Below are 18,030 nucleotides of genomic sequence, written 5' to 3' on the forward strand. Positions count from 1 at the left end.
GTAGTGGAGTAAGGAGTAGCCGTATTGCACAGTCGCGTAGTGCCGGTAGATGTTTCTGCTTAGTAGGGTGGAAACGAAGTTGTTGTCCCATCCGGCCGATGTATTGGAACCATAGCACTTTTGCCGCTATCAGACAATTGAAGCCATTGGCGCGTCCGGCTATTCCGAAAGGGCCACTACCTGCGCTCCCCATCGCGACCGCATAGCAGCGCAGACGCAGGAAGGGGCTTCTCGCCAAATTGGGTTTCCAGGCGTGGACGCTGTTTCGCCGGTAGACAAAGCGCGGCGATGGCTAACTTGATTCCCGGCTGTTCTCGTTAGAGCGGCCCGCAGTGGCTAGATTCATGAAGGGTGCAGGTTCATCGCAATGCAAGCACAGCTGAATGGTCTCGATTCATCGCTTGGCGCGCACGTCCTGATTCTACAGGCGGAGCCCAGCGCTCGCTCCATTCTGATGGAGACGTTGGTGGCCGGCGGCCACCAGGTGGAAACGACGGCTCATTCGGCGCAAGCTCTGTCCTGGCTCACCGACAGCCCCTATGACGTACTGGTTCTCGACCTGGATAGTGCCCAGCCCGATGGTGTGGCCTTCCTGCAGAATGTCAGCAAGCTCCAACCGGGCCTTCAGATCGTCGTTCTGACCGGCAAGCCGACCCTGCGCACCGCCATCGCGGCCATCCGTGTCGGGGCGGCCGACTATCTGGTCAAGCCCATTGATACATTCGTCATCGTTGACGCTATCCATCGCTCGCTGGAGTCATTGGCCGGCCTGAAGAACCAACTGGCCCGATTGGTGCGCGAGGCGGGTCGCAGCGGCGTTGACACGGACGTGGCTGACCTGCCCGAAGATCCCGCGCGCAGCCACAACCCGGTGATCATCGTGCCGCCCGTGCGGCTCGATTGTGTCAAGCGCAAGGCGATGCTTTACGACGACCCGGGCCGAACCGTTGACCTGAGCCGGGGCGAGGCGTCGGTGCTAGCCAGCCTGATGTCGAATCCTGACCAGCCCATCGCCACCGAGCAACTGGCGCGCGACGCCTGGAATTATGAGCTTGACCCGCTGGAGGCCGGCGAACTGATCCGGCCCTATATCTTCCGCCTGCGGCGGAAGCTGGAGTTGTGCCCCGATGAGCCGGAGATTATCCTGACCGTTCGCGGCCAGGGGTACTTGTTCGTCTCTAATCGGCGCTCTTACCTACTCGATGGTGGTAGTTCCAAACATTCAGAATGAATAATTCTCTCTGGAACTGCAATTGATTAACGCCATGTTAACAGGTATAATCAGCATCTAGTACGGATTACATCGTCGCTCTCTGGCCTTAACCGTCACACTACACATCGCTACAACAACCTAGTTCGGTCGCCGCGGCACTCTATATTTAGATATGGAGTGTTAAACGTACTCACGTGTAGCGCACTCTTGCGTGAGGAGGGAAGAATGTCAATGCCGGTACCGTTTGGGCGAAAGACGATCACCTTCACGAATGGAAGGGCGATAGTGACGCAGGTCATGATTACCGAAAAAGCGTCGCCCGGTGAGGATGAACGGCAGTTCGTTGATCGTCTGCTGCGGAACTATCCTGATAAGAATGGGACGATACAGATCATCTTCAAGAACAGCCGTCCCGATTATGCGACGATCACGTTCGAGTAAGTAAAGGTAAACAATATAGGCGAGTCGCTCTCGTGAATAGGCGGGAGCGAGGCAGACTTTAGACAACTACATAGGCCAGAAGCAAACTCTGCGCGGCCCTTCTTGTTGTGGAATCCCCACAACCAGAAGTGGCCGCGTTTTTTTTTTTTTGCACCGCGCCGGGCGCGAAGGACAGACGGATCGATGGAACAGTGGTACACGCTCCATACGAAATCGCAACAGGAAGCCAGGGTGGCCGCCAGACTGAATGAGCTGGAGATCGAGACGCTCGCGCCCCAGGTGTGGACGACCGATCACGCCGGAGTGCGCCGGCCGATGGCCTACTTCCCCTGCTACCTCTTCGCGCATTTCGATCTGGCGGCGCTGCCCACCTCGCGCTGGCAATGGACGCCGGGACTGCGCCACATTGTCACCTTCGACGATGCTCCGGCGGTCATGCCCGTGGCGACCATTGAATTGATCCGCAGCAAAGTGGCCGAGTTGAACCAGGGGCAAGGCGCGACGCGCAGCCGCTTCCGGCCGGGCGACCCGGTGCGCATCACCAAGGGGCCAATGGCCGACGTGGCCGCGCTGTTCGAGCGAGAGTGCACGCCGGGCGAGCGGGTCACGGTCTTGCTCGACTTCCTGGGGCGCTCGTGCCGGGTGCGCGTGAATGCCGCCGACCTGGAGGAGCTCCCGGCGGGCGCGGCCGCGGTCAAGCCCGCGCCGGCCGGTCTGTCCGCCGGGCGTCCGCCGCGCCGCACACGCGGCCGTGGCCGGGTGATTAACTATCGCTAGGGCTGTCGCATTCTCCCGGAGCCGCGCCGGTTTCCGGGGTTGAGTCCAACTGCTGTTGGGCGATGAGCGGACTCCTGGAGTTCGCATTCAAGAGACGCTGCCGGTTGTAGCCACCGCTCCCGGGCGTTTCACATACGTAGTACCGGTATCCGACGCAGCGCGCGCCGGACGGCGGAGCGCGCCTCCTATCTCTGACAACCCTTCCAATCCGCGCCCGTTGGGCACTACAACAGACGAAAATCGAGCGTAGGGCGATTTGGCAAATCGCCCTGCTGTGTGCGGTTCATGGCGACTTTGCTGGCATGCCAGCTGAGGGGTGGGGCGACTGTCTCTGGACATGTGGAAGAGGAAAGCCCGCGAATTTATCTGAGGTGAGGTAAACAGAGGTGTACATATTTAGAGAAGACACAGTACAGATAGAAGTGGGGGATGGGGTAGCGGGACGTGTTGATCTGACAGGGAAGGAGGGCAACATGGGTGAGTTTTATGCCCACCCAACCGCTGAGGCGTCTCCCCGAGCGACGATCGGTCACGACACTCGCATCTGGCATCAGGCCCAGGTGCGGGAAGGCGTGCGTATTGGGGATCAGTGCATCATCGGCAAGGGTGTCTACATTGACTTCAACGTTGTGATTGGCGACCGGGTGAAGATTCAGAACTATGCCTCGGTCTATCATGGGGCGACGATCGAGGATGGTGTTTTTATTGGGCCCTATGTCTGTTTGACGAACGACAAACGACCGCGCGCCATCACCCCGAATGGCGAGTTGAAGACCGACGACGATTGGGAGGTGGGCGCGACGCGGGTGCGCTATGGCGCGTCCATCGGCGCGGGGGCCATCATCCTGCCCGGCGTGACCATCGGACGTTTCGCCATGGTCGCCGCCGGGGCGCTGGTGACGCGCGACGTGCCCAGCTATGGCCTGGTGATGGGATCGCCCGCCAAGCTGGTGGGACACGTCTGCCAGTGCGGCCACCGGTTGACCCGGGATAACAACGGGTCGTGGTTCTGCCAGGTTTGTCTGACAGCATATGAGTTGAAGGAAATATTGTGATGATCTCTTTGGTTAACCCCATTATCGGCCCGGAAGAGCAGGCGGCGGTCATGGCCGTGCTGGAATCGCGCCAACTGGCCCAGGGGCCGCGCGTGGCCGAGTTCGAAGAGCGTTTTGCCGCCTACTGCGGCGTGCGCCACGGCATCGCCGTCTCATCCGGGACGATGGCGCTGTGGCTGGCCCTGCTGGCCTATGAGATTGGCCCCGGCGACGAGGTCATCACCACGCCGTTCAGCTTCATCGCCACGGCCAACTCCATCCTCTATACCGGGGCGACGCCCGTCTTTGTTGACATCGATCCGGAGACGTTCAACATCGACCCGGCGCAGGTGGAAGCGGCCATCACGCCACGCACGAAGGCCATCATGCCCGTGCATCTCTACGGCCTGCCCAGCGACATGGAGCACCTGGGCGACATCGCCCGCCGGCACAACCTGGCTCTCATCGAAGACGCCTGCCAGGCCCACGGCGCGGCCATCGACGAGCGTCGCGTCGGCAGCTTCGGCGCGGGGTGCTTCTCGTTCTATGCGACGAAGAACATGACCACCGGCGAGGGCGGCATCATCACCACCGATGACGACGCCGTGGCCGACCGGGCCCGTCTCCTGCGCGCCCACGGCATGCGGGTGCGCTACTACCATGAGCGGTTGGGCTTCAACTTCCGCATGACCGACATGCAGGCGGCCATCGGGCTGGTGCAGTTGGGGCGGCTGCCCGAACTGACGCGGCGGCGGCAGGCCAACGCGGCCTTCCTGATGGAGATGCTGGCCGGCGTAGACGGCCTGATCTTGCCGCGCACACCGGCCGGCTATGAGCACGTGTATCATCAGTTCACGATCCGCGTGCCCTTCGAGCGCGACGCCTTCCGTAAGGCGCTGGCCGACCGGGGCGTAGGCTCAGAGGTCTACTACCCGGTTCCCATCTCCGATCAGGACGTGTATCGCGAGCGCGGCTACCAGCCTTTCATGCCCATGTCGCAAGCGGCCAGCCGCGAGGTTCTTTCGCTGCCCGTCCACCCCGCGCTGCAACCGGAGGACCTGCACCAGATCGTCAACGCCGTCTGTGGCGCGCTGGCAGAAGTAGGCGCGCCGGCGTTGGCGACTGTCTGACGATGTGGCGGGGTCGGGCCAGATTATCTCCAGGTGCGACCCACTTTCTGCAGTGGGACGTACCTGCAAGCTGCCAGTTGTGGCAATCGGGAGGAGTATCATGCGTGCCGCAGTTATCGGCGTGGGATCGATGGGAACCAACCATGCCCGCGTCTACAGTGAATTGAATGAAGTGAAGCTGGTTGGAGTGGCCGACGCCAACCGCGAGCAGGCCGAGCGAGTCGGGCTGCGCATGGGCGTCAAGGGCTACGGCAACTACGAGGCCATGCTCGACGAGCAGCGGCCGAATCTGGTGTCCATCGCCGTGCCCACGCGCGAGCATTTGCGCGTGGCCCGGGCGGCCATCGAGCGGGGCGTTCACGTCCTGGTCGAGAAACCTATCGCCGCCACGCTGGATGAGGGGTTGGAGATGATCCGGCTGGCGCAGATGTACGGCGTCACGCTGACCGTCGGCCACATCGAGCGCTTCAACCCGGCTATCATCGAACTGAAGCGGCGGCTCGACGCGGGTGAGCTGGGACGCATCTTCGAGATCCATGCGCGCCGGCTAGGCCCGTTCCCGCCGCGCATCCAGGATGTGGGCGTCATCATCGACCTGGCTACTCACGACCTGGATGTGATCCACAAGCTGGTCGAGGCCCCCGCCCAACGGGTGTATGCCGAGACAGACCGCCGTATCCACGTGACTCATGAAGACATGGTCATGGGGCTGCTGAAGTTCGCCAATGGCGTGCTGGCGGTCATCAACATCAACTGGCTGACACCCACCAAGATCCGCGAACTCATCGTGACCGGGGAGCGCGGTATGTTCGTCGCCGGCTATCTGACCCAGGAACTGCGTCACTACCAGAATCTTCACATCAATGGCCTCAACTCGGCTGGCGGTCTGCTGGGGGTCAGCGAAGGCGACATGATCAACTACCGCATCGAGCGCAGCGAACCGCTCAAGGAAGAGCTGCGCGCTTTCGTCCATGCCGTGCGGCACGGGTTGCCGCCGCGCGTGACGGCCTGGGACGGTATGGCGGCGCTGGCCTTGGCCGGCAAGCTACTCGAGTCGAGCCAGTTGCAACAACCCATCTGGCTGGGCCAGGGCGATCCGCGCACGGCAGGCTACGACCTGTGGAAGAACGGCGACCAACGGCTGATGACCGGCGACCAGAGTGCGCCGCACGTTTGGACGCACTATGCCGACCCGGCGCTGGTGCGCGCGGCGGCGGCCATAGAGGCGCGCGGCGGCCTGCCCGTCATGGCCAAACAGGGCGGGCCGCCACCCGCCAATGGTATCGCAAGACTTGGTCTGGCTCCTTCCGCCGCCGCAGACTGAGTTGAGCAGCACTCAGTAGTATCAGTAGTGCTTCGTAGTACTGGAGAGTAGACATGTCCATCGCTAATCTTGAACCCGACAGTTTCTCATCTGCCGCGTTCCCAACCGCCGCGGCCGTATTGGTGGAAGCTCGCGTTGACCGCGAGCGATACCTGCCGTACAAGCGCGCCCTGGATATGATGGCATGTCTGGTTGCGCTGCCGCTCCTGCTCCTGCTGATGGGGGTGATCGCCCTGTGCATCGTTCTCGACTCAAAGGGCTCGCCCCTCTTCGTGCAGGAGCGGGTCGGCAAGGACGGGCGGCGGTTCCGGCTCTACAAGTTCCGCACCATGCGCGCCGACTATGACGGTCAGGCGGACCGAGAGTACATGCAATCCTTCGTGGCCGGCCAGATGGGCGAGCGGCCCGACGGGCAAGACGCCATCAACAAGCCTATCCGCACCGACGACATCACCCGCGTGGGCCGGTTCTTGCGCAAGGCCAGCCTGGACGAAGTGCCGCAGGTCTTCAATGTGCTGAAAGGGGAGATGAGCCTGATCGGCCCGCGCCCCAACGTGCCGTGGGAGACCGACGCCTATCTGGAGTGGCATCGCGAGCGTCTGGCCGTGCTGCCGGGCATCACGGGTTTGGCCCAGGTGCACGGCCGGAGCTCGCTCACCTTTAACGAGATCGCCGCCTACGACATTGAGTACGTGCGGACGCTGTCCCTGCGGGCCGACCTGGCGATCATGCTCGGCACGGCGCGCGTCGTGATTACGCGGAAGGGGGCATTGTAGGGGCTGAGTAGCGCGTTAGCGCGGTAGGCAGTAAGTAGTCAGTGGGGAGCCGTGGTCTGTAGTCCGTCGCCCATCGGCGGCGGTTGTTCCTTGGGAGTGTAGTATGGAAATCCAAGCCTATTGGCGAGTTCTCAAGAAGCGGTGGTGGCTGGTGCTGTTTGGCTTTGCGGTCGTCTTCGGCATCACCTACTTCTTGACCAGCAGGCAGCGGCCGGTCTATGAGACGTCAACCACCTTTGTCATCCGGCCGCGCACGTCGGAGGTCACGCTCAGCGATGACTTCGTGCGCGCCCTGGACATGGTCAGCCGGCGTGTCGAGATCAACACAACGTTTGCCGAGGTGGCGACCAGTCGTACCATTAAGCGTCAGGCGATAGAGCGCCTGGGCCTCTCGACGGCCGAGCAGCAGGGTCTCAGCATCGGCGCGCGCGTCGTCGGCGGCACCAACGTTATGGAGATCACCGCGTCGGGCCACGACCCGAAGGTGGTGCGAGACTTCGCCAACGCCGTCGGCGTGGAGACGGTGGGCTACGTCAGTGAGCTCTATGACGTATTCGAACTGGAGCCGCTGGACGAGGCCAATCTGCCGCGCAACCCCAGCCAGCCCAACGTGGTCATGAACCTGGCGATGGGCGGCGCGCTGGGTCTGGCGCTGGGCGCGGGTCTGGTATTCCTGCTGCGCTATCTGGAGACGGCGACGACTGCGCGGGAATCGTTCAATATTATTGAGCGGGACACGGATGCCTACACCCGTTCCTATCTGTTGCACCGGCTGTGGGGCGAGATCAGCCGCTCCCGGCGGAGCGGCCGGCCGCTGTCGCTGGGCCTGATCCGCGTGGAACTGGGCAGCGACCATGACCGGGGCGACGTTATGCGCCTGGCCAAGACGGCCATCGAACGGCTGCTGCGCGAAGAGGACGTGTTGGCCCGGTTCGACAGCAGCACCTTCGCCGTGTTGCTGCCCGACACCCGGCGGGGCGACGCCCAGCTCCTGCTCAACAAAGCGGTCACGCGCATTCGCAGCCTGCCGCAGCACAGCGCCTCGTCTGGCGACGCCCGCAAACAGACGCCGCGCCTGCACGCCTCGCTGGGCCTGGCGACGTATGAGGATGGCCGCAAGGAGCCGGAACAATTCCTGGACGAGGCCATCGGCGCGCTCGGCCTGTCCGGCACGGAGTACTCGCCGGAAGAGTTCTCCCAGGGGTCGAACGGCAGGAATCGATTGGGTACCGGCACGAAGCGCGAGATTAACGAGTCTCATTACGAGATAGCGGTAGAGGGAAACGGGCTGCCGCCCGTACAAGCGCGGCCGGAACCGACCGAGCTAGGGACGGCCGCGGATTGATGATATGACCGAACATAGCGCGGATTCGCTACCGGTCGGGGTTAAAGGCCCCGACCGTGCTGATACGCCGGCGGCCGGCGGCGCGGTCGTCAGCCGCAACATCGCCTTTGTCGCCAGGGGTGGCGGCATCACCTTTGCCGGTAAGATGTTCCTGACGGGCGTGCGGGTCGTCACCGCCGTGGTGCTGGCCCGCCTGCTCCAGGCCGAGCAATTCGGTATGTATAGCCTGGCGCTCAGCGCGGCTAACATCGCCGTAGCTGTAGCGATCATGGGGCTGGATGCGGCCCTGGTGCGCTACGTCGCCGTGCTGGCTAACCACAAGGAAGAAGATGCGTTGTGGGGCGCGCTCCAGTTGGGCATCGGCGTGGCTACCCTGTCCAGCCTGCTGACCGGCACGCTGCTCTTCGCCCTGGCCTATCCGGCGGCTGAGATGCTGTTTGGTGAGCCTCAACTGGCCCCGCTGCTCCAACTGGTGAGTGTCATCGTCCCGATGCTGACGCTCAGCGAAGTGCTGGCCGGGGCCATGCGGGGCTTCAAGCGGATGGACTACGCCACACTGGCGCAGTTCATCATCCAGCCGGTTATCCGGCTGGCCATGATCGCCATCCTGGCCTTGGGCGGCTTCAGCGCCGCCGAGGCGATCATCACGTTTGGCCTGGCCGACCTGGCAGCGTCGTTCATCCTGCTCTACTTCTTGCACAAGCAGTTCGGGTTGCGGCGACCGCTCCGGGGCGCGCGGCGCGACGCCCGCGCCATCATGGCCTTTTCCGTGCCCGTCTGGCTGTCGGACATGATGGTCAAGTTCCACAGCAACTTCCAGACGTTGATTCTGGGCACGTTGAACACCATCGCTGGCGTCGGCGTCTTCACCGTCGCCAGCCAGGTGACGATGATTAGCGGCCAGTTCTCATCGTCCATCAACGTCTCCGCCAAGCCGATCATCGCCGAACTGCACGACCGGGGCGACCTGCCGGAGATGGGCCGCCTCTACCAGACGGCCAATAAGTGGGGCGTGACGGCTCAGTTGCCGGTCTTTCTCCTGATGCTCCTGTTTCCGCAACAGATCTTGTCGATCTTCGGCCAGAGCTTCACCGATGGCGCGGTGGCGCTGATCATCCTGTCCGTCTCGGCCCTGATCCTGGTCGGAACCGGCATGGGCGGCATCATCATCGACATGACCGGCCATACGCGGCTGAAACTGTTCAACTCTATCGCCCGGCTGGCTATCTTTTTGTCGTTCGACGTGCTGCTCATTCCGCGCTGGGGCGTGACCGGGGCGGCGACAGCGGCCCTGATCGGCGAGGCCAGCGTGAATCTGTTACGCCTGGGCCAGGTATACTACCTGTTCCGGCTGCTGCCCTATAACCGCGACTTCCTGAAGCCGGTGAGCGCGGCGCTGGCGGGGCTGCTGGCGGCGCTGGTCGTGGGGCGCTGGCTGCCGCCGGGCGGGAGTCTGGTCAACGCCGCCATCGGCGCGGCCGTCTTGCTGGCGGTCTACGGCGGGCTGGTTCTGCGGCTCGGCTTCTCGGCCGAAGAGCGGGCCATGATTCAGACCGCTCGCCGCAAGGCGTCGTCCAAACTAAAGAGCAAGCATTAGAGACTAGGGATTAGGGGCCAGGGACTGAGGAAAGAGATCTTTCCCCCGCTCCCCCGCTCCTCTGCTCCCCTGCATGTCAAACTCTATGGTACACAATCCCATCTTCATCGGCGGCCCTGACCGCTGTGGCAAGACGACGTTGCGCGCCTGTCTGGTGTCGCACCCGAATATCTCCATCCCGTCGGTCGGCTCCAACATGTGGAGCTACTTCTACGGCCAGTATGGCGACCTGCGCCAGGATGAGAATGTGGAGCGGTTGCTGGCGGCCTTGCTGCGCTACAAGCACGTGCGCTGTCTGGATCCCGATCCGGCGCGACTGCGCCGCGAGTTCGCCGAAGGGCCGCGCACCTATGGCCGCCTGTTCGGACTCATCCAGCAGCACCACGCCGAGCGCGAAGGCAGGCCACGGTGGGGCGACCAGACCGGCCTGATTGAGCGCTACGCCGACGTGATCTTCGAGGAGTTTCCCGGGGCGCAGATGATCCACATGATCCGCGACCCGCGCGACCGCTACTATGGTTCGCTGGAGCTGTGGCCTGACGGCAAGGGGCGGGCCGGCGGCGCGACGGCCCGCTGGCTCTATTCGACTCGCCTGGCCCAGCGCAACCTGCGGCGCTACCCCGGTCGCTACTTGCTCGTCCGCTTCGAGTCGCTGGTGCGACAGCCGGAGCAGACGCTACGCGAGGTATGCGACTTTCTGGGCGAGAGCTACACGCCGGCGATGCTGTCCATGGACGGCGCGCCGGAGTATCGCGAGAAGCGCAGCCACGGCCGCCCCTTGCAGCCGGGGGAAAGCCCGCTCTCGGAGGCCTACATCGGCCTGTACCGCGGCGCCATCCCGCCGGCCGAACTGGCCTTCATGCAGCGCTTCGCCGCCCGCGAGATGGCCGCCTTTGACTACCAGCCGGATCCGCTCCAATTCAGCGCGGCGGAACGGGCGCGACTGGTGGCGGTGGACTTTCCCATGAACATGGCCCGCCTGACGGCCTGGCGCGTCGTCGAGGGATTGCAGCAGCGCGCGCCGGGCCGGTTCGGCCGCCGCCCTAGTTCCGGCATGGTCGTGCGCGACGCCGGCGCAACTCCACAGCCGGCCGGTTCATAATATGGACAACAATCACTTACCCGACGCGCCCATCTACATCGGTGGGCTGGAGCGCTCCGGAAAAACGTATATGCGGCTGATGTTGGCCGCCCACCCGGAGGTGGTCTTCAGCAAGCGCACGCGCCTGTGGACGCGCATCTACGACCACTGGGGCGATCTGGCCGACCCGGCCAACTTCGAGCGCTGCCTGAACGCCATGCGGCAGAACAAGCACGTGCGCGCCCTGGAACCGGACGTGGAGCGGCTGCGGCGCGAGTTTTACGCCATTGTGGGGGCGGGTTTCAAATCCGCCCCTACGAGTGATACGGCGGCCTATGCCCTCCTCTTCGCCCTGGTGCACCGGCACTACGCTGAGCGCCTGGGTAAGACGCGCTGGGGCGACCAGACCGAGTCGGTGGAGAATTACGCCAAGGAGATTCTGGCGATCTTTCCCGCGGCCCGCATCGTCCACCTGCTGCGCGACCCGCGCGACTGGTACGAGGCGATTGTGGCCCGCGACGGCCGCCGGCCCGGCCGGTTGGGCGACGCGGCCGAGCGCTGGTCGCGCTCGGCCGACCTGGCGCTGCGCCACCAGCGCCGCTATCCCGACCGCTACAAGGTGGTGCGCTACGAGACGTTGGCCGCCCACCCGGAGGAGACGCTGCGCGATGTGAGCGCGTTCGTGGGTCTGGAGATGACGCCGGACATGCTGGCCCTGGGCCACGCCGCCCGCTTCCAGGACAGCGAGACCCGCCATAGCCCGCTCTCCACGGCCTATATCGGTCGCTTCCGTCAGCGCCTGGCTGCCCATGAGTGGGGCTATCTGCAAGATCAGACGGCGGCGCGGATGGCGGCTTTCGGCTACGATCTGGAGCCGGTGCACCTGTCGCTGGCCGACCGGCTGCGCTGCCGGGCGGTCATGCCCACGACTTCACTGACACGTCTGATTAGGGGCTAGGTTCCAGGTTCCAGGGGCCAGGGGAAGAGAGCAGCCACGCGGGCCTGTCTTGACCCTGGAACCTGGAACCTGGCCCCTGGAACCTGGAACCTGGCCCCTGGAACCTGGCTTTGTTCATGGACAATAGTAATTCACTTACCGGGCCAATCTACATCGGCGGACTGAGCTACTCCGGCAAGACCCAACTGCGGCTGATGCTGGACAGCCACCCCGACCTGAGCCTGACCCGGCGCACGTACATGTGGCCCAAGTTCTACGGGCGCTTTGGCGACCTGAGGAACGAGGAAAATCTGGCGCGCTGTCTCGATGCGATGCTGGCCTCGCCCGGTATTCGCCAGCTGGAGCCGGGACGGGAGCGGATTGAGCGCGAATTCCGCGCCGGGCCTTCCCCTAGCCCCTCCCAAGGGGAGAGGGATGCCAGGCTCTCCCCTAGGCCCTTCCAAGGGGAGGGGGATGCCGGGCCCTCCCCTAGCCCCTCCCAAGGGGAGGGGGATGAGATGGCCTATGGACGGCTGTTTGCGCTGTTCCACCGGCATCATGCCGAGCGGCGGGGTAAGCGGCGCTGGGGCGACCAGCTGGGCCACGTCGAGCAGTACGCCGACCCCATCTTCGCCGCCCAGCCGGACGCGCGCATGATCCACATGGTGCGCGACCCGCGCGACCGGTACGCCGTCGTCGCCGGGCGCGGGCGGGCGCGGCCCGGCAAGCTGGGGTGGGAGACGATGGCGTGGCGGCGCTCGGCCGAACTGGGCCTGCGCCACAGCCGTCGTTACGCGGGCCGCTATCTGCTTGTCCGCTATGAAGACCTGCTGGCCGAGACGGAGCGTGTCCTGGGCGAGGTGTGCGCCTTCTTGGGCGAGCGTTGTTACCCTGAGATGGTTCCAGGGACGGCGGCCTCGCCGCTAGACGAGACGATATGGGGCAGCCCTACGCCTGTCCTGTCGAGTAGGCAGACGCGGGATACCATCCCGCGCTACGTCGAGAGCCAGGTGGGGGCCGAAATGGAGGCTCTCGGGTATGAGGCAGCCGCCGGCGCGACGATCCGGCCGAGGCGGCTGCGACACTGGATGGACGAACCGTTCAACAGGGCCGGCGCGCTGGCCTGGCAGTTGTTTGCCAATGATTGAGCTCGCTACCGCTGGCGCATCACGAGCCGCCGGCAATTCCTGATTCCTAATTTATGCTTGGGGAGTAGTTGCGCATGGAAAGTCAACCCATCTACATTGCCGGTCTGGAGCGCAGCGGCACCAGCCTGATTTACGCCCTGCTCGGTTCGCACCCGACAATCGCCATGATGCGCCGCACCAACCTGTGGACGCACTTCTATGGCCAGTACGGCGATCTGAGCCAGCAGGCCAACTTCGAGCGTTGCCTGGCCATGATGATGCGCTATAAGCGCATCGTGCGGCTGCGGCCCGACGCGAACCGGCTGCGCCGCGAGTTCTGGCAGGGCGAGCCGAGCTATGCGCGCCTGTTCGACCTGATCGGCCGGCACTACGCCGAGCGCCAGGGCAAGCCGCGCTGGGGCGACAAGTCGCTGAACACCGAGCGCTACGCCGAACCCATCTTCGAGGCTTTCCCCCAGGCGCGCATCATCCACATGATCCGCGATCCACGCGACCGCTACGCTTCGGCCTGGACGCGCTGGGGCCAGAGCCGCGGCGGCGTGGGCGCGGGCACGGCGATGTGGCTGTGGTCGGTGGAATGCGCCCGGCGCAACAGCCAGCGCTATCCCGACCGCTACAAGCTGCTGCGCTACGAGACGTTGGTCTTCCGGCCCGAGGAGACGCTGCAAGAGTTGTGCGCCTTCCTGGGTGAGGCGTACAGTCCGGAGATGCTGACCATGCAAAGCGCGCAGCAGTTCCGCGACGAGGGTGGCAACAGTTCCTACGGCCGCCGCCAGCCGGGGCGCATCTCGACCAGTTCAATCGGCCGCTTCCGCAACGTCATGTCGCGGCGGCAGATCGCCTACATGGAACAGAAAGCCGGCGCGGAGATGGCCTCACTCGGCTATGTTCTGGACGACGTTAACCTGTCACGCGGCGAGAAGACACTCTTCTACGCCATAGACCAGCCGCTCAACGTCGCCCGCGCTGCCGCCTGGCGCGGCCGCGAAGCGATGCTGGATCGCAAGGGGCGGGCCGTGCCGTCCTATCGGATTGTTGCGCCCCCGCCCGATACCGCTGTCGCCGTTAATTAGGGGCCAGGGCCTAGGGGAGAAATGCTCTTTCCTAGACCCTAGTCCCTGACCCCTAGCCCCTAACTATGGAAGGAATTGCGCGTCGTCCTGCGTGGCCGCTCGTCTCGCTCGTGCTATTGCTGGGCGGGATCGTAGGCGTGGTCATCGCCTATCTGGTAATCACCGGCTGGTGGCAGATCGCCGCCGGGCTGTTGCTGGCTGTCCCGGCGCTGGTCGTCATCCACCGCTACCCGTTCGTGTCGGTGGTGGTCTGGCTGATGTTAACGCCGCTGTTGCTGCACACCGACACGGCTGCCGAACGATACGTCTACTGGGCGATTCACCGGGGGCTGCCGCTGCTGACGCTGGGGCTCATCGTCCTGAGCGCCGCGCTGCGCATCCGGCCGCGCTCCTTGCCGCGGCTGGGGCTGCCGGAAGTCGCCATGGCCGGCTACGTGATGGTCAGCGTCGTCTCGATTCTGCTGCAAAACAGCCAGCCACAGGCCACGCTATACCTGTTCTACGACCGGATCGTGGTGGCGATGTGTCTCTATCTGATCATCCGGTTGGCCCGGCCCAGCGATTGGGAAATGAACTGGCTGCTGATGGCGGCGGTGCTGGTCGTCCTGTCGCAGGCCGCGGTCGGCGTTCTCTCCCAGTTCGCGCCGAGCCTGCTGCCATCGGAATGGATGGAAAACGCCGGCGAGCGCACGGTGGGAACACTCATCAACGCCGCCATCTACACCATCGCCCTCATGTTCGGCGGCCTGATCCTGTTTCACGCTGGGCAGCAGTCCGACTCGGCGCGGCGGCGACAACTCTTCACAATCTGTTTCCTGTTGACGCTATACGGTACATTCATCTCCTTCTCGCGGGCCAGTTGGATGGGTGGGTTGGCCGTCGGGGCGGCGCTGGCGCTTATTTATCCGCGTTTCATGCTCAAGCTGGCCGCCGTTGCCGTGCCCATCGTCGTGCTGGGGGCTGGTGTCTTGCTGGCCGGCCAGTTGGAGTGGGCCAAAGAGCGGCTGACGTCATCGGAGGCGGAGAACTCGGCCCTTAGCCGGCTGCCAATCATGGTCGGCGCGTACAACATGTTCCAGGCCAGGCCGCTGTTCGGTTGGGGCTATGGCAACTTCGACCGCTACGACCGCGCCTTCTACGACCGGCTGCTGGATATGGCCCACGACAACAAAGATCACGCCTCGCACAACTACTTCCTGAGCATCCTGGCCGAGCAGGGCGCGGTCGGCTTAGCGCTCTACATGTTGCCGGTGTTCGTGTGGCTGGCCCGCTCGTTGCGCCGCTACAAGGCGTTGCCGTCGCGTGGCCTCATGAGTCGCAAATTACTGCTTATGCTCTGGCTGGTCATCCTGTTTCACATCATCGTGAGCAACTTCATCAACATGATCGTCGTTTACGGGCTGGGCTTGTGGTGGATTGCGCTGGGCCTGATCGGTCTGCTGGTGGCCGAGGTCGAAGCTGCTCCGGCCATCGCGGCCAACCCGGCGGGTGGCCTTGGCCGCGATCATTCCGCCCATTGGGGAGAGGGTGAAGGGCGGGGAGGGGTCGTGCGATGAGCTGGACGCTTGACCACCTGTCTACGTCCTTGTTCAACTCGAGTTCCTGGCGGCGTTTCACGCAGCAAGGCGTGGGCCGGGCGGTGATCCGCGGTGACGCATACCGTCACTTGCTATTGCGCAAGAGCTACCTGACGTCCTACGTCGCGACGCTGCGCCGGCCGGAGGCGTTCGAGGATATGCGTACGCTCTGTTTGTTTATCGGCCATAACAAGAGCGGAACCAGCCTGCTCGGCTCGCTGCTGGACGCTCATCCCGACGCCGTGTTGCCCGACGACATGGACGTGCTGCGCTTCGTCGAGGCCGGCTTCAGCCAGAAGCAGATTGGCCACGTTCTGGCCAATGGGGCGCGGCGCGACTTCCTGAAGGGCCGGGTGACGGCGCGGCGCGTGCAGGCCTACTCGTTTCTCGTACCGGGGCAATGGCAGGGACGCTATCGCCGGGCGCAAGTCGTCGGCGACAGCACTTCCGGCTCGACAACGCGCCGGCTGGCTCAGGACCCGGCGCTGCTCGACCGCGTGCGCGGCGTGGCCTCCCAGGCCGCGGCGGGCGAGGGAACGGTACGATTCTTACTCGTCGTGCGCAACCCGTTCGACCCCATCAGTTACATCATGGTTCGCGGTCAGCGCTCGTTCGAGAACGCCATCGACCACTACTTCACCAACTGCGCTGCCGTGGCCGGGCTGCGCCGGCGCATCGATGCCGGCGAGGTGCTGACCGTCCATTATGAAGAGGTCGTCGCTTCGCCGACCGCCCAACTGGCGCGTGTCTGTGACTTTCTGGGGTTGGAGGCCGATGAGGCGTATCTGGCCGCTTGCCGGAGCGTGGTGCACCCGTCGCCGGAACGCAGCCGGGAGCGGGTGGTCTGGGAACCGCGTTGGCGGCGCGAGGTCGAGGAGCGCATGAAGGCATACGACTTTCTGCAGGGCTATTCATTCGAGGGGTAGAACGATGGTGGATAGTAGTTGGCCGGTAGTGAATGAGTGGCCGGTGGCCGGTGGCCGGTGGCAAGTAGAGTCCGCATCTGAGAATGCGGATTCTGTTTGTTCGACAGTTGAGGCAGCGGGTGCGGGCGCGCTGGCGACGGTAATGGCGCTGTTCGCCGCGCTCAACCGCGAGGGCATTCGCTATTGCCACTGGAAGAGCAACCTGCGCCTGGCCCGCGGGCTGAGCGGGGGCACAGACCTCGACATCCTGGTCGATCCCGACGACGCGGCGCGCTTCCAGGCGCACCTCGGCCCGCTGCGCATCCGGCGCATGCTGGCCCCGCCGGGCAAGCGCTATCCGGGGATCGAGGACTACCTGGGCTTCGACCCGGCCGGCGGCGCGCTGTTCCACCTGCACGTGCACTACCGGCTGGTGTTGGGCGAGCAGTTCGTCAAGAATTACCAACTGCCTCTGGAGGAGCGCTTTCTGGACTCCGCCCGCCTGCAAGACGGCGTCAAGGTCCCGGCCTCGGAACTGGAGTTGATGGTGCTGTCACTGCGGGCGCTGCTGAAGTACCGCGACCGCGACGGCGTCAAGGACTTGCTGGGTATTCGCTCGCCCGGGCTGCCGGCGCACATTCGGGAGGAGATTGACTGGCTGCTGGCGCGGACGACGCCGGAACGGGTGCGCGAGGCGACGGCTGACCTGCTGGGGCCGGCGCTGGCCGAGACGGTCGAGCGCTTCCTGCGCGCGGTCGGGCGGCCGGAATCGGTGCGCGACGGGCGCGAACTACTTCGCCTGCGCCGCGCCGCCCGCGCCGGGCTGCGCCCCTATCAGCGCGGTGGGCGCGCGCCGGCCGTGCTGCGCTACGCGCACGAGTCGGCCCGCCGCCGCAACCGCTTCCGGTTCGAGCCGGCGCGCAAGATGACCTTACCGGGCGGCGGCCTGTCCATCGCTCTGGTGGGCGCGGATGGGGCGGGCAAGACGACGGTGGGACGCGAGTTGAAGAGTTGGCTCGGCCGCATGGTGCAACTGCACCCTTACTACCTGGGCAGCAAGCAGCCGTCGCGGCTCAGCGATTGGCTTTATACGGCGTTCCGGGCCGGACGGCGCGCCCATCGCGGCTTCGCGGCCCGCTTTGGCGAGGAGAACGTCATCGCCCGAACGTTAGCCGGCGGGCGGCAGGCGTGCCTGTACGCCCACTACCTGTCGGTGGGTAGCGATCGCTACCGCCGCCATCGCGCCGCGCTCCGGAGCGACCTCCCGGCGGGCGGTATCGTTCTGTACGACCGCTTTCCGCTGGAAGCGCCGCTCGACGGGCCGGAAATTCGCATTGCCGCCGGCGGCGACAATGGTTTTGTGGCCCGCAGTCTGGCCGGCCGGGAAGAGGCGCTCTACCGCCGCTTCCAGCCGCCCGATCTGTTCCTGATCCTGGCCGTCGATCCCGATGTGTCGGTGCGCCGCAAGCCGGATCACAGCCGCGAGACCATTGAGACCAAGGCCCGGCTGCTGCGCCGGCTGGTGGATGAATCAGATCCGCGCCTGGCGGGAAGCCGCCTCGTCGTCATCGACGCCGCTCAGCCGCTGGATGGCGTGCTCGCCCAGGCGCGAGAGGCGATCTGGGATGGGATGGTAGCGCGGGGGAGCGGGGGCGCAGGGGAGCAGGGGTGA

16 protein-coding genes are annotated in these 18,030 nt (G+C 64.8%); all 16 read left to right on the top strand.

All coding sequences use genetic code 11. The features are described from left to right. The first annotated feature begins 367 nt into the window (after positions 1-367). The 16 genes from ACE3UY_RS10605 to ACE3UY_RS10680 all read left to right on the top strand — a co-directional run bounded on the left by ACE3UY_RS10605 (position 368) and on the right by ACE3UY_RS10680 (position 18,030). Positions 368-1,231 (top strand): response regulator, encoded by an 864-nt coding sequence (locus ACE3UY_RS10605; RefSeq protein WP_374687501.1) that lies wholly within the window; start codon positions 368-370, stop codon positions 1,229-1,231. A gap of 207 nt (positions 1,232-1,438) precedes the next feature. Beyond that, positions 1,439-1,654 (top strand): hypothetical protein, encoded by a 216-nt coding sequence (locus ACE3UY_RS10610; RefSeq protein WP_374687502.1) that lies wholly within the window; start codon positions 1,439-1,441, stop codon positions 1,652-1,654. Positions 1,655-1,837: 183 nt separating this feature from the next. Further along, on the top strand, positions 1,838-2,431 hold the full coding sequence (locus ACE3UY_RS10615) for a transcription termination/antitermination protein NusG (RefSeq protein ID WP_374687503.1): 594 nt from the start codon (positions 1,838-1,840) through the stop codon (positions 2,429-2,431). 473 nt (positions 2,432-2,904) lie between these two features. After that, on the top strand, positions 2,905-3,486 hold the full coding sequence (locus tag ACE3UY_RS10620; RefSeq protein ID WP_374687504.1) for an acyltransferase: 582 nt from the start codon (positions 2,905-2,907) through the stop codon (positions 3,484-3,486). Next, a complete protein-coding gene (locus ACE3UY_RS10625; RefSeq protein WP_374687505.1) occupies positions 3,486-4,595 on the top strand; it encodes a DegT/DnrJ/EryC1/StrS family aminotransferase in 1,110 nt (369 codons plus the stop codon). The genes ACE3UY_RS10620 and ACE3UY_RS10625 overlap by 1 nt, the downstream gene beginning before the upstream one ends. Before the next feature lie 100 nt (positions 4,596-4,695). Continuing rightward, positions 4,696-5,919, top strand: a complete 1,224-nt coding sequence (locus ACE3UY_RS10630) for a Gfo/Idh/MocA family oxidoreductase (RefSeq protein ID WP_374687506.1) — start codon at positions 4,696-4,698, stop codon at positions 5,917-5,919. Between the two features lie 53 nt (positions 5,920-5,972). After that, on the top strand, positions 5,973-6,695 hold the full coding sequence (locus ACE3UY_RS10635) for a sugar transferase (protein ID WP_374687507.1): 723 nt from the start codon (positions 5,973-5,975) through the stop codon (positions 6,693-6,695). Positions 6,696-6,798: 103 nt separating this feature from the next. Then, positions 6,799-8,040: a diguanylate cyclase domain-containing protein gene (locus ACE3UY_RS10640; protein ID WP_374687508.1), complete on the top strand. Its 1,242-nt coding sequence runs from the start codon at positions 6,799-6,801 to the stop codon at positions 8,038-8,040. A gap of 4 nt (positions 8,041-8,044) precedes the next feature. Beyond that, positions 8,045-9,637, top strand: a complete 1,593-nt coding sequence (locus ACE3UY_RS10645) for a flippase (protein WP_374687509.1) — start codon at positions 8,045-8,047, stop codon at positions 9,635-9,637. An 85-nt stretch (positions 9,638-9,722) separates the two neighbouring features. Further along, the gene (locus tag ACE3UY_RS10650; protein ID WP_374687510.1) at positions 9,723-10,739 is read left to right on the top strand and encodes a sulfotransferase; all 1,017 of its coding nucleotides are present in this window, start codon (positions 9,723-9,725) and stop codon (positions 10,737-10,739) included. 1 nt (position 10,740) lies between these two features. Then, complete coding sequence (locus ACE3UY_RS10655; RefSeq protein WP_374687511.1) at positions 10,741-11,676, top strand: sulfotransferase; 936 nt, start codon at positions 10,741-10,743, stop codon at positions 11,674-11,676. 116 nt (positions 11,677-11,792) lie between these two features. Continuing rightward, positions 11,793-12,803, top strand: coding sequence for a sulfotransferase (locus ACE3UY_RS10660; RefSeq protein ID WP_374687512.1), 1,011 nt, complete (start codon positions 11,793-11,795; stop codon positions 12,801-12,803). Between the two features lie 74 nt (positions 12,804-12,877). After that, on the top strand, positions 12,878-13,876 hold the full coding sequence (locus ACE3UY_RS10665; protein ID WP_374687513.1) for a sulfotransferase: 999 nt from the start codon (positions 12,878-12,880) through the stop codon (positions 13,874-13,876). A gap of 65 nt (positions 13,877-13,941) precedes the next feature. Continuing rightward, positions 13,942-15,432 (top strand): O-antigen ligase family protein, encoded by a 1,491-nt coding sequence (locus ACE3UY_RS10670; RefSeq protein WP_374687514.1) that lies wholly within the window; start codon positions 13,942-13,944, stop codon positions 15,430-15,432. After that, positions 15,429-16,379 carry a sulfotransferase gene (locus tag ACE3UY_RS10675; RefSeq protein ID WP_374687515.1) on the top strand — a complete coding sequence of 317 codons (951 nt, stop codon included), beginning with the start codon at positions 15,429-15,431 and terminating at the stop codon, positions 16,377-16,379. Before ACE3UY_RS10670 ends, ACE3UY_RS10675 begins: the two co-directional genes overlap by 4 nt. Positions 16,380-16,521: 142 nt before the next feature. After that, the gene (locus tag ACE3UY_RS10680) at positions 16,522-18,030 is read left to right on the top strand and encodes a hypothetical protein (RefSeq protein WP_374687516.1); all 1,509 of its coding nucleotides are present in this window, start codon (positions 16,522-16,524) and stop codon (positions 18,028-18,030) included.

The organism is Promineifilum sp. (SeqCode), from assembly GCF_041918635.1.
In the GTDB taxonomy this organism is placed as follows: Bacteria; Chloroflexota; Anaerolineae; order Promineifilales; family Promineifilaceae; genus Promineifilum.